The 12,433-nt window shown below is 75.0% G+C and carries 10 protein-coding genes; 6 read left to right on the forward strand and 4 right to left on the reverse strand.

The window, feature by feature from the left end:
* Position 1: 1 nt before the first annotated feature.
* Positions 2 to 328 (forward strand): hypothetical protein, encoded by a 327-nt coding sequence (locus BJF86_RS11740; RefSeq protein ID WP_075819135.1) that lies wholly within the window; start codon positions 2 to 4, stop codon positions 326 to 328.
* A 47-nt stretch (positions 329 to 375) separates the two neighbouring features.
* Here the strand turns inward: BJF86_RS11740 and BJF86_RS11745 are convergent, their stop codons facing one another.
* Both BJF86_RS11745 and BJF86_RS11750 read right to left on the reverse strand, forming a co-directional pair.
* Complete coding sequence (locus tag BJF86_RS11745) at positions 376 to 1,830, reverse strand: hypothetical protein (RefSeq protein ID WP_075819137.1); 1,455 nt, start codon at positions 1,828 to 1,830, stop codon at positions 376 to 378.
* Positions 1,820 to 3,817 carry a glycosyltransferase family 2 protein gene (locus BJF86_RS11750; protein ID WP_075819139.1) on the reverse strand — a complete coding sequence of 666 codons (1,998 nt, stop codon included), beginning with the start codon at positions 3,815 to 3,817 and terminating at the stop codon, positions 1,820 to 1,822. Before BJF86_RS11750 ends, BJF86_RS11745 begins: the two co-directional genes overlap by 11 nt.
* Positions 3,818 to 3,948: 131 nt before the next feature.
* On the opposite strand from BJF86_RS11750, the gene BJF86_RS11755 reads away from it, so the two are divergent.
* Genes BJF86_RS11755 through BJF86_RS11770 form a run of 4 tightly spaced genes read left to right on the forward strand, consistent with a single transcriptional unit; the run spans position 3,949 to position 8,529 of the window.
* Positions 3,949 to 4,347, forward strand: a complete 399-nt coding sequence (locus tag BJF86_RS11755; protein ID WP_075819141.1) for a hypothetical protein — start codon at positions 3,949 to 3,951, stop codon at positions 4,345 to 4,347.
* Positions 4,344 to 4,955, forward strand: coding sequence for a hypothetical protein (locus tag BJF86_RS11760; RefSeq protein ID WP_075819143.1), 612 nt, complete (start codon positions 4,344 to 4,346; stop codon positions 4,953 to 4,955). Before BJF86_RS11755 ends, BJF86_RS11760 begins: the two co-directional genes overlap by 4 nt.
* A complete protein-coding gene (locus BJF86_RS11765; protein ID WP_075819145.1) occupies positions 4,952 to 7,396 on the forward strand; it encodes a glycosyltransferase in 2,445 nt (814 codons plus the stop codon). The genes BJF86_RS11760 and BJF86_RS11765 overlap by 4 nt, the downstream gene beginning before the upstream one ends.
* Entirely contained in the window at positions 7,393 to 8,529 is a 1,137-nt protein-coding gene (locus BJF86_RS11770) for an ATP-grasp domain-containing protein (protein ID WP_075819147.1), read from the forward strand. The genes BJF86_RS11765 and BJF86_RS11770 overlap by 4 nt, the downstream gene beginning before the upstream one ends.
* A 20-nt stretch (positions 8,530 to 8,549) precedes the next feature.
* On the opposite strand, the gene BJF86_RS11775 is transcribed toward BJF86_RS11770, so the two are convergent.
* Both BJF86_RS11775 and BJF86_RS11780 read right to left on the reverse strand, forming a co-directional pair.
* Complete coding sequence (locus BJF86_RS11775; protein ID WP_158068413.1) at positions 8,550 to 10,610, reverse strand: acyltransferase family protein; 2,061 nt, start codon at positions 10,608 to 10,610, stop codon at positions 8,550 to 8,552.
* Between the two features lie 45 nt (positions 10,611 to 10,655).
* The gene (locus tag BJF86_RS11780; RefSeq protein WP_075819151.1) at positions 10,656 to 11,822 is read right to left on the reverse strand and encodes a nucleotide sugar dehydrogenase; all 1,167 of its coding nucleotides are present in this window, start codon (positions 11,820 to 11,822) and stop codon (positions 10,656 to 10,658) included.
* A gap of 319 nt (positions 11,823 to 12,141) precedes the next feature.
* On the opposite strand from BJF86_RS11780, the gene rpsF reads away from it, so the two are divergent.
* Entirely contained in the window at positions 12,142 to 12,429 is a 288-nt protein-coding gene (rpsF, locus tag BJF86_RS11785) for a 30S ribosomal protein S6 (RefSeq protein WP_075819153.1), read from the forward strand.
* The last annotated feature ends 4 nt before the right edge of the window (positions 12,430 to 12,433 follow it).

A 12,433-nucleotide genomic window follows, 5' to 3' on the forward strand; every position in this document is an offset into this window, starting at 1 on the left:
GGTGGGGGGCAGGTCGCCGGGCAGCCAGCCGGGGGAGAACGTCGCGCAGCCTCGCCTCCTGCTCGGTGACCAGGGCACGCACGTGCGGACGGGGGTCGATCGCGGCCCATCGTCGCAGCACCTCCAGCCGCAGCGTGGGCTCCCCGGCGCGGGTGGTGGTCAGGGCCGCCTGCTGGAGCAGGGCGGCATCGGGGCGCCCGGAGCTCTCCGCCTCGTCCAGGGCGTGCCGCACGAGGGACATCGCCTCGTCGTGCCGGCCGGTCGCGCTCAGCGCCCCGAGGCGACCGAGGTCCCCGAGGACGGTGGACCGCAGGGCCTCGCGCGCTGACGCGTCCGGGGCCTCGGTGCGCAGGCTGGCGAGCCCGGGCACGACCCTCACCGGCGGGAGCTGTGCGTCGTGCCGCTCGAGGCGGTCCCGGACCCGGGCGCCGTGTCGTCGTCCTCGACCAGCAGCGCGTGCCAGCGTCCCGCATCGAGCAGGTCGAGCCACGGCGCGTCGAGGTCGGCGGGCCGCACGAGGGCGACCAGCCGGCAGGAGCGGGGCAGGGCGAGCGAGGCCAGCACCGCCCGCTGGTCGGCGCCGTCGACGAGCGCGACCTCCGGGTCCTGGTCCCGCAGCGCCGCGGTGGGACCGGGGTAGCCGGTCCAGGGCAGGCCCAGCCCGGCGCGCAGCCGCGCCTCGACCAGGGCGTCCGGGACGGTGTCACCGCGCAGCGAGGAGGGGATGTCACCGCTGCTCGGCGACAGCACGCGGACCGCGGGGGACAGGTTGAGAAGCGCCCGCAGGGACGGGCCCGATCCCCCGGCGGGCAGCAGCAGCACGCGGCGGGCCGCGCCCCGGCCCTGAGCCCGCTCCTCGCCGTCCGACCCTGCGTCGGTCGGGGTCGTCCCGGGCTCGGGCGAGGTCGCGACGGAGGGGGGCGGGTCGGTGAGGAGGCTCCACGTGCGGCTGCCCGTCGGGGCGGGGTGCTCCTCGGGTGTGCCGACGGGGGCGTCGTGACCGGGGGGTCGCAGGCGCAGCGCCAGCGCGGCCCACCGCGCGGCGGTCTGCGGCTCGGCGTCCAGCACCTGGTCGGCCGCCAGGAGCAGGTCGGCCGCGGCCGCGAGCCGCTGGGCCTCGGCAGGCACCTCCCCGTCTCCGGCCAGGACCTCCCGGTGCAGGGTCCACGCCCGCAGCACCGGGTCCTCGGCGCCGAGCACCGGCGCCAGGACGCTGAGCAGCGCGTCGCGCTGGTCGGTGTCCCGGGTCAGCCACGGGGTCGCCCGCAACCGCTGCCGCACCGGCCCCTGGGGCCGGGCGGGCCCCGCGAGCACCGCGATCGCGGTCAGCAGCCGGTCGAGCGTCCCGGTCGGCAGCACCGGTCGTGGCGCGGCACCGAGCTGCGGCAGGGTGCCCAGCGCCAGCTCGGTGCACAGCCTCCGGAGAGCGGGCGTGCCCTCGAGGACCGGGACCTCGGCCGCGAGCTCGTGCGCGGTCCGGGCGATGGCGCGCCCGCCGGGACCCAGCACGACGAGGACGTCGGTCTCCCGGAGACCTTCGCGGAAGCGGGGGTCGAAGCGGGTGGCGAGGCCGGCCCGGAGCCCGCGCGGGACCACGCGCTCGGCGCCGGCCAGCAGCGGGCGCCGCCACGACGAACGGGTGCGGCTGGCACGCAGCTCGTGACCCTCCGCCAGGTCGGGGGCGGCCGGCCCGGTCCGCAGCAGCACGGCTCCCGGCAGCAGACCCCGCAGCAGGTCCAGGGCCTCGCGCGTCCCGGGGCTGGGCCGGCCGGTGACGAGCACCAGGGCCGAGCTGACGTCGCGACGGTCGGTCGCCGGGTCAGCGGGCACCGGCGACCTCACCGGCCTGCGCCGCCATCACGTCGAGCCCGGGCAGCGCCTCCCGGACCATCGTCTGCTCCCGCTCGTCCAGCCACGGGGCCAGCACCCAGCGGGGACGGAGGCCGAACCACGACGAGAGCAGGTCGGAGGCCCCGAGGAGATCCTCCGGCAGCCCTGTGGGGCCCGGGGTGACGTCCTCCGGTGCGAGCCAGACCTCGACGTCATCGGCGCGCACCCGGACCTCCTGGTCGCGCATGAGGGAGAGCACCGAGGGATCGAGCACGACCAGCCGTCCGGCAGTGATCCGGTCCAGTCGCGAGACGAGCCAGGCCTGCCCGTCGAGCAGCGGGTCGTCGAGGGCGCGGTCGAGCTCGGGCCGGCGCAGCTCGGTCGTGGCGCGCAGGTCCTGGTGCCACACCCCGGCGGGGGCACCGGGGGTCCCCTCGCGCAAGGCCCGCATCAGCCAGTCCCCGCCGCGGCTGCCGTGCGGCTGGGAGAAGGAGCCGAGGTAGGCGGTGCCCAGCCGGTCGGGGACGAGGTCGGCGGCGGGGAGATCCCGCACCCACGCGGCCGGGACGGGGAAGGGCAGGGTGGCCAGCTCGGCGTCCTGCACCCGCAGCTCGCCGGGCTCCTGCCGGCGGCGCCGGGCGAGCCGCCGGTGCCAGGCCATGAAGCTGGAGCGGAAGGCACGGCGCTCCGGTGCGGTCCAGGAGAGGGTGAAGTCACCCCGGGAGAGCGAGCCCGAGCGCAGCCGCGTCACCGCCAGCGGCTCCCGGACGTCGACGATGGCCCCGTGCACCCGGGCGACCCGCTCCGCGAACTCCGAGTCCGCGCCCTTGCGGATCGGCGCGAAGCCCCCGGTGCGGGCCAGGATGCTGCGGCGCAGCAGCAGCGAGGAGGCGTTCTCGCGGACCGCGCGGTAGCCGAGCCACTGGTGGGTGAGGTCGTCCTTGGCGCGCACCGCGCGGCTACGGGTCATCGGGGTGTCCGGTCCGGCCTCCTCCAGCGCCGCCACCTGGAGCTCGACGCGGGACGGGTGGGACCAGTCGTCGGCGTCCTGGAAGGTGATGAGGCTGCCGCGGGACGCCTCGATCGCCGCCGCACGACCGAGGTAGGAGCCGCCGTTGCGGTCCATCGTCAGCACCCGGACCCGTGGGTCGAGGGCGGCCACCCGGGCGTAGGTCTCGGCGTGCTCGGGACCCGAGCAGTCGTCGACGACGACGATCTCGAGATCGGCATACGTCTGCGCGCAGATGGACCGGACCGCGGTGACCAGGCCCTCGTCCGGCCGCCAGCTCGGCATGATGACGGTCACCAGCTCTCCACCCGCGGTCCCCGGTCGTGCCCCGGGGGCCTCGAGCCGGTCGAACGGGCTGCGGGCCTCCGCTCCCGCGGCCTGCCCGTCGCCCTGGAGGCTGGGGGCGGCCAGCCCGCGCTCGGTGAAGCGCTGCGCGAGCAGCTCGTCCCACTGCTGCTCGTCGGCGGTGGCCGTGGCCGGACCGTGCGGGTTGGCCAGGTCCACCCGCAGGTAGTGCTCCGCGTCCGGGTGGAGGTCCCGCACCGCGGGGAGCAGCGCGGCGAGCGGCTCGTGCCGCCCGGCGAGGAAGAGCGTCTGCAGCCCGGTGAGCCGTAGCTGCGGCCCGAGCCAGGTCAGGCCGTCGCCGGGCCAGAGCGCCTCGAAGACCAGGGCGGAGGCCAACAGCTCCTCAGGGGTGCGCAGCATCCCGGCCCAGCCGAAGGCGACCCCTGCCAGCGCGCGTCGCCGTGCCGGGCGCAGCGAGTCCGCCGGGGGTGCACCCTCGGCGAGCACCTCCGCGAGCAGGCCCTGCGGGGACTGCCGGCCGCCGGTCGCGAGCTCGGCGAGGGCGTCCAGCCCAGCCCTCGACCGGGTGCGCAGCGTCTGGTGGAAGAGCGGGACGGGGTCGACCGCCCCGGCGCCGTGCCGCAGCTGCCAGGCGAGCCACGCCTGGGACGGGTCGTTGCTCTGGCTGGTCACGAGGGTCTGATGCTCTTTCTCACGGCAGTGCGTGGTGCCGGACCGCAGCGCCCGGCCCCGGGTACAGTGAACACCGTCTCGACCGGTGCCCGAGCACCGACACCCCCAACCCGCGCAGGAAGGTCGGCCGCGTGCCCGCTCGCCTCGTCCCTCTCGTCGGCAGTGCAGCCGGGATCGCCCTGGCTCTGGTCCTCGTGCTCGGGGTGGCGCTGGAGCTGCCGGTGCTGGCGGCGGCCGCCGGAGGGCTCCTCGGCGCCGGCATCCTCGCGGTCCAGCTGGACTCCTGGCGCCGGGTGCGGTCGATGCGCAACTACCTGCGTGACGAGATCCGCCGGGCGGCCGGCTCCGGGCAGGGGTCTGCCGCGAGCCCCGTCCCCGTCCCGCAGGCAGCACCGGCCGACGTGCTCGGCGCCGTGCAGGTGCTGCAGGCGCAGTACACCGGCCGGTTGGACCGGATGCAGGTCACGCTGGACGAGGCCCTGGCCCGGCTCGCCGCCGGTCGCCCAGCACACGACCACGACCCCCGGTGACCTCGCCCCGGTCCACCACGCAGGGGGTGGCGGCCGACCACGGGCGGATCGCCCGGCGGCGCTCGCGGGCGCTGGCCGCGACCGCACTGCGGACCCGGTCGGTCCACGCCCGGGAGGTGCTGGCCGAGCTCGCCTGGCCCGGGCACACCCCGGCCGACCTGGCCGACTGGGCGACCCGGCCCGCGGACGCCGGCCCGCCACCCGGCGCGGACCCGCTCGGCGTGGCCGACCACGCGCGGGTGCTCGCGGTCCAGACCGGGGAGGCGGACGACGTCGCCGTGGCCCGGGGGCTGCTGGAGCAGCTGCTCGCCCCCGGATCGACGGTCATGGGCGGGCTGCGCCGTGAGCACGTCGAGATGCTCGCCCAGCTGCGGGTGCTCGGCGGCGACCCGGAGGGGGCCGTCCGGCTGGTGGCCGACCGCCGGGTCCGCCCTGGCGTGGCCTCCTCGGTGCGCGCCGACGCCCTGCACCCGCGGCTGAACCCGGCCGCCGCGGACCGGGGCCAGGACTGGGCGCGGGCCTTCTCCGCCGCCCTGGGCAGCGGACGGCTGGCCCAGGTCCTCCCGCCCCTCCGGGATCGGCGCCGGACCTGGACCGGCTCGCGGTGAGCGGGACCGAGCCGGTGCGCGACACCGGCCTGGTCACCGTGCTCATGAGCAGCTACCGCCCCGGCCCGGCGCTGCTCACCGCGGTGCGCTCGGTCCTGGCGCAGACCTGGGCCGACCTCGAGCTGCTCGTCGTCGACGACGCCTCGGGGCCGAGCCCCGGTCACGCGGCGCTGCTCGCCCAGGTCGAGGCCCTCGACCCGCGCGTCCGGGTGATCCGCAAGGCCGTCAACGGCGGCACCTACCGGGCGCGCAACACCGCGCTTCGGCAGGCGCGCGGGGAGTTCGCGATCGTCGTGGACTCCGACGACTGGTGGCACCCGCAGACGCTGGAGACCTGCCTGGGGCCGCTGCTCGCCGATCCCGGCCTGCTGGCCACGCGCGCCCAGGGGGTGCGGGTCAGCCCCGATCTCGTGCTCACCCGCCCGGGCTACCAGCCGCGCTTCGCCTCGGCCGCGACGGTGTGCTTCCGGCTGCGCCCGGTGCTCTCCCGGATCGGCTTCTTCGACCCGACCCGCAAGGGCGCCGACACCGAGTTCGCCCGCCGCCTGGAGGCGGCCTGCGGACCGGTGATCCGGGACATCGAGGAGACCACGACCATCCTGCGCGGCGGCGGCAGCACGCTGTCCTCGGAGGAGTTCGCCAACGGCTACCGCCACCCGGCGCGGCAGCAGTACAAGGCGCTCTACACCCCCTGGCACGAGGCCGTCACGGCCGGGGCGCAGCGGGCATACCTCGACCCGGAGCAGCCGCGGCGCTTCCCCGAGCCGCACCGCTGGAGCCGCCCCACGCACCCGCTGCTGCGGACCACCCCGGAGACGCTGGACCTGGTGATCGCCGGTGACTGGCGCAAGTTCGGCGGACCGCAGCGCTCGATGATGGAGGAGATCCGGGCCGCCCTCGACGCGGGGCTGCGGGTCGGGGTCATGCACCTGGAGGCGCTGCGCTTCATGTCGGCGCAGGACCAGCCGCTGGTCGCGCCGTTCACCGAGCTGGTGCGCTCCGGCGCGGTGAGCTGGGTGCAGCCGGACGACGACGTCGACATCGACGTGCTGCTCGTGCGCTACCCCCCGATCCTGCAGTACCCGCCTCGCCTGAGCCGCGTCGCCCGGGTCCGCCAGGTGCTGGTGATGGCCAACCAGGGACCGGTCGAGCCCGACGGCACCGACCAGCGCTACGTCGTCGCGGACGTCACCGGGCGCGCCGGCGAGCTCTTCGGCGCCCCGGTGACCTGGGTGCCGCAGAGCCCGACCATCCGACGCGTGCTGCGTGAGCAGGACCCCTCGGTCCCGCTCACCGACTGGGACAACCCGGGCCTCATCGACGCCGACGCCTGGGCGGTCCGACCGACCGACCGGGCACCCGGTGCCGGCGGGACGGTCGTCGTCGGACGCCACTCGCGCGACGACCGGATCAAGTTCCCCACCTCCTGGGCCGTCCTGGAGCGGGGGTATGCCTTCGGCCCGGGGCACGAGGTCCGCATCCTCGGCGGGGAGCAGACGGTGGAGGCGCTGCGTGCGGCGGCGGCCGACCGGGGCGAGCCGCCGCAGCTGCCCGCGGGGTGGCGGGTGCTGCCGGCCACGACCGAGGACGTGCGCCCCTTCCTGGCCGACCTCGACTTCTACGTCTACCTGGACAACCCGGACGCGCACGAGGCCTTCGGCAGGACTTTGCTCGAGGCCGCCGCCAGCGGCGTCCTCACCATCGCCGACCCCAAGCACCGGCCCACCTTCGGCGACCTCGTCGACTACGCGGCGCCCGGCGAGGCCCAGGCCCTGGTGGCGCGGTATGCCGCCGACCCGGCCGCCTACCGCGCCCGGGTGGAGCGCACGCTCGCGCTGGTGCGGGAGCGCTACGGCCGCTCGGGCTTCGTGGACCGGATCCGGCCGCTGCTGCAGGACGCTCCCCCGACGCCCGGTCCGGCGGCACCCTCGCCGCTCACCCTCCCGCTGCGCAGCGCGGGTGACGCCACCCGTGCCGACGCGCTCCGGGTGGAGCACGACGCGCTGTCGTCCGACGTGCTCGCCGCGTGGCTGGTCGAGAGAGTGCCCGACCCACCCGGTCCGGACTGGTCGCCGGCCGGGGTCCTCGACGGGGCTCCGGAGGGGGTACGCCGGGTGCGGCTGGAGCAGGGCGGTCTCGTCCTGGAGGCCACCCGGGACCGCGACAGGGCCGATAGGCGCCCGGGGAGCGGTGCCGTGACGCTCGACGACGGTGCCCGCGACACCGGTGCGACCGACGACGAAGGGGCCGACGAGGGCTCCCGGGACCGGGCATACCGGGCCTGGGGCGAGCCACCGCCGGGCTGGACCTGGACGGCCCGGCCCCGCTGGGCGCAGCGCCCCGACGGCCTCGACGACCAGCACACCGCCGACCATCCCGACCACGAGACCGACGGGGCGGTCGACCACGCCCCGGCACCCGTCCGCGAGGAGAGCCCATGAACCTGCGCCGCGAGGTCGTCAAGCGCGTCCCACCCCTGGCGAAACGGGACGCCGAGCTGCGCGCTCGCAACCGCCGCATCCGGGAGCTGGAGCGCACCCGTGACGCCCTGGAGCAGCAGCTCGCGGACGAGCGGGACCGCGCCGCGAAGCTCGTCGACCCGGACGAGCTGGCGCAGCGCTCGAGCTTCACGCAGCACCTCATCACGCTCCGAAGGATGACGGAGGACCTGCGCCAGCTCGACCCCGAGCGGCGCCACCCGCTGCGGCACCTGCCGTTCAAGCTGCGCAACTACCGACTTGCGGCCAGCCACGGCATCCCGGTGCCGCAGGTCCTCGCGGTCTGGGAGGATGCCGCGCAGATCGACCTCGCCGAGCTGCCGGAGGAGGTCGTGCTGAAGTCCGACGGCGGGGCCGGCAGCCACGGCGTGCTCCCGCTGCGGCGGCTCGCGGAGGGCCGCTACGAGACCATCGACGGCGTCCGGCGCCTGACCGGTGACGAGGTGCGCGCGCACTTCGTGGACCGGGCCTCCCGCGGTCGGATCAGCGGCCCGTTCTTCGCCGAGGAGGTGCTGCGGCAGCCCGGCGGGGGTCCGATCCCGGACGACGTGAAGATCAACGTCAGCTACGGCGAGGTGCAGCACGTGATGCTGCGCCGCGTGCCGCGCCACGGGCACCTGCGGTCGATGGGGTTCCGCTACGTCGACGCCGAGGGCGCCGACCTCGGCGCGGTGATGATCGGCCGGGACTCCGACGACAGCATTGCGCCGCCCCACGACCTGCCCGAGATGGTCGGGATCGCGCGGCACCTCTCCCGCGCCGTCGGGCTGCCCTTCGTGCGGGTCGACCTCTACGGCACCGAGCGCGGGGTGGTGCTGGGCGAGCTGACCCGGACACCTGGCGGTCGACAGCCCTTCAAGCCCCATCATGACGACGCGATGGGTCGCGGCTGGGAGCACGCCGCGAGCCGGCTCGAGCTCGACCTCGTGGCCGGCCGTCCGCCGGGGATCCTCCACGGGCAGCACCCGATGCCCGAGCTCTACCCGCAGGGGCACGTGTCGCGCTCGGCGGAGCCGGGTGCCTGGGCGCCGCGCATCGTGCCGTGCGCGCAGTGGTGCGGCCCGGGGCGGGGCTGACGCGGTGGCGGTGCCGGCGGTCACCGCGCGTCCCCCGGCCGTGCCGGAACGTCGTCGAGCGCGATGTTCCGGGCGGAGGCCGCGGTGAGGCCCAGCTCGGCGAGCCCGCGGTAGAGGAAGGGGGTGAGCGAGCGGGCGTAGGTGTCGGTGATGTGGCTGCCCTGCCGGTAGACCAGCTGCCCGCCGATCGCCACCGGGCAGGTGTCCTCCTCGGGGCAGATCCACGGGTTCGGGTCGATCACCGGTGCCCCCGTGGCCTCGTGCACGAGCGCGAGGGAGGGGCGTCCGTCGATGCTCTGGGGAGGCCGCTCGCACGCCAGCAGGTCGCGCGGGTGCTCCGCGGCGCACTCATAGGCCGCCTGGCCGGGGTGGGGGTTGTCGTCCACGACGACGACGTCGATCCCGGCGTCGGTCAGCGTGCGTGCGCCCTCGACCATGCCCTCCTGCTCCGGCTCCTCGGAGCCGCCCGAGCCGATGAGAACGAGGTGCGGGGGGTCCTCCAGCAGCTGCTCGACGGTGGCGCGGCCGAAGGCGTTGCAGTCCTCCTCCGCCCCGGAGACCGTGGGCGAGCAGGCGCTCTTGAGGTAGTACTCCAGCCGCCACGATTCCCGCAGCGCGATGGCGTCCAGCGCCGAGGCGTACTGCCCGAGCTTGGAATCGCCCCACAGCGCGACCACCGTCTCCGCGTCGGGGTCGCCGTAGACACAGCTGGTGTCGAACATCGCGACGCCGTCCTGGATCTGGCAGCCGTCGTCGTAGTAGGTGGGCACGTCCTCGCGAGCCAGCGCGGGATCGGGCTGCAGCGGGCCCTCGGTGTCGTAGGCGGAGCGCGGGTCCTCACGCAGCTCCCACCTCGAGTCCCACGGGTCGGCGACCAGCGCCGCGGGGCCGGCGGTCGTCGTCTCGCCGAGCGTGGGACGGGTCGCCCAGGCCACACCGGCGGCGACTGACAGCACGGCCATGCCCGTGCCGGCGGCCACGAGGGTCCGTCCGGGCCGGCCGGCCAGCCCGGAGCCGAACCGGACCGGGTCCTCCACCAGCACCCGCATGAGCGCGGCGAGCCCGATCGTGCCGACGCCGACGAGGGTGAGGCCGACCGGCCCGAGCGCCCCGCGCTGCTCCTCCACCAGCACGAGCAGCGGCCAGTGGATGAGGTAGATGCTGTAGGACAGGCCGCCGAGCAGCACCATCGGCGGCAGGCCCAGCACCCGAGACACCAGGGTGGGGTGTCCCGTCGAGCCGGCCGCGACGACCATGGCGCTGCCGAGCACCGGGAGGAGGGCGGCCGAGCCCGGCCAGGGTGTCGAGCTGTCCACCGCGAGGACGGTCGTCACGACGAGGGCGAGCCCCAGCAGGGCCATCACCTGGGCCGCCCCGGCCGGCCACCGGCGCAGCGCGGGGACGGCGAAGGCGAGCAGCGCCCCGGCACCCAGCTGCCACAGCCGCGTCGGGGTGACGAAGTATGCCGTCGCCGGGCTCTGCGCGGTCGCCACCACGGACCAGACGAGGGAGGCGACGGTCAGGGCGGCGAGCAGCGCGAGCAGGACCCGGCGGGGGGCATACCGGCTGCGTGCGGCGAGCGTCAGCCCGAGCAGGACGAGCAGCGGCCAGACCAGGTAGAACTGCTCCTCGACGGCCAGCGACCAGTAGTGCTGCAGCGGGGAGACCCCGGAGCCTTCGGCGAGGTAGTCGACGGACCGGGCGGCCAGGACCCAGTTGACGACGTAGAGGGTGGAGCCGAGGACGTCGGCGACCAGGTCCGGACGGGTGGTCGGGGACAGCACCACCCAGGAGGCGGCGAAGGTCAGGGCGATGACCACCAGGGCGGCCGGGAGGAGGCGGCGCGCGCGCCGGGCGTAGAACTCGCGCAGCGAGACCCGGCCGGTGCGCTCGACCTCCCGCAGCAGCAGCCCGGTGATGAGGAAGCCGGAGATGACGAAGAAGACGTCGACCCCGGCGAAGCCGCCGCCGGTGCCGGGCACGCGCAGGTGGTAGAGCAGGACCGCCAGGACCGCGATCGCCCGCAACCCCTCGATGTCGCGACGACGGTCCTGGCTCGTGGAACCACCCGATCGCGGCATGCCGCCCATCGTGCCAGGGATCGCCGGGGGTCCAGGTCGAGCAGGTCAGTCCCGGCCGTAGAGGTCCCGGGTGTAGAGCTTGTCGCCGAAGTCGTCGCTGTGCTCGTCCAGCCGGTTGGCGATGATGACGTCGGCCGCCTCGGTGAACGCCGGCAGGTCGCGCAGCACGCGGCAGCCCTGGAAGGTCTCGCCCTCGAAGGAGGGCTCGTAGATGACGATCTCGACCCCGCGCGCCTGGAGCCGCGACATGACGCCCTGGACGCTGGAGGCGCGGAAGTTGTCGGACCCGGCCTTCATGATGAGGCGGTAGATCCCGACGCGTCGCGGGTGCCGGTCGAGGATGTCGGCGGCGATGAAGTCCATCCGGGTCGTGTTGGCGTCCACGACCGCGGTGATGAGGGTCTGCGGCACGGTGCCGTAGTTGGCGAGCAGCTGCCGGGTGTCCTTGGGCAGGCAGTAGCCGCCGTAGCCGAAGCTCGGGTTGTTGTAGTGCGCCCCGATGCGCGGGTCCAGACCCACGCCCTCGATGATCTGGCGGGTGTCGAGCTGGCGGGTCACGGCATACGTGTCGAGCTCGTTGAAGTAGGCGACGCGCATCGCCAGGTAGGTGTTGGCGAAGAGCTTGATCGCCTCGGCCTCGGTGGAGCCGGTGAGCAGCACCGGCACGTCGTCGTGCAGGGAACCCTCCAGGAGCAGGTCGGCGAACTCCTGACCGCGCTCGGTGGTGTCGCCGACGATGATCCGGGACGGGTGCAGGTTGTCGTGCAGCGCGCGGCCCTCGCGCAGGAACTCCGGGCTGAACAGGATGGTGGCGCCGGGGTGCTGCTCGCGGAGGCCCTCGGTGTAGCCGACGGGGATCGTGGACTTGATGACGATCGCGGCGTCGGGGTTGATCCGGCGGACGTCCGCGACGACCGCCTCGACGCTGCGGGTGTCGAAGAAGTTGGTCACCGTGTCGTAGTCGGTGGGGGTCGCCACCACCACCCACTGCGCACCCGCGTAGGCCTCCTCGGGGTCGGTGGTCGCCCGCAGGTCCAGCTCGCGCGTCGCGAGGTAGTCGCTGATCTCGGGGTCGTGGATCGGGCTGCGGCGCGCGTTGATCTCGGCCACCTTGGCGGTGTCGATGTCCAGCGCGCACACCTCGTGGTGCTGGGCCAGGACGACGGCCAACGAGAGCCCCACGTAGCCGGTGCCGGCGATCGCGATCTTCATGCTTCTCCCTCTGCTCGGTCCGGCACAGTATGTCGTGGCGCGGGTGAGAAGCCGATGAGGCGGCGCCCGGTGCGCCGTCGCGCAGGAGCCGACCGGGATGAGGCAGGAGACGAGGTGCGGATTAGGTGGCGCGCGACGGCGCCCGGTATCGTGGTCGGGTTCACCGCGGTCCGCGTCGCTCGGCGAGTCCTGCGGCTGTGGACAACTCCTGCACGGCTCACCGCTCGGTGGCATGCTGGCAGGGCAGCGGTGCGACGTATGACCCTCCTGTCACGGAGAGACCGTGACCGCTACAGACCGAAGGAGGTGGGTCTTCCGCATGCGTCAGTACGAACTCATGATCATCCTCGACCCCGAGACCGACGAGCGCACGCTCCAGCCCACGCTGGAGAAGATGCTCGCCGTCGTCGGCAAGGACGGTGGCTCGGTCGACGACATCGACGTCATGGGCCGCCGCCGGCTGGCCTACGAGATCAAGAAGCAGGCCGAGGGCATCTACGCGGTGGTCAACCTCACCGCCGAGCCCGCCACCGCCCAGGAGCTGGACCGCCAGCTGGGCCTCAACGAGTCCGTCCTGCGGACCAAGCTGCTGCGCCGCGACGCCTGAGTCG

This window comes from Serinicoccus sp. CNJ-927, from assembly GCF_001942435.1.
Lineage (GTDB): Bacteria > Actinomycetota > Actinomycetes > Actinomycetales > Dermatophilaceae > Ornithinicoccus > Ornithinicoccus marinus.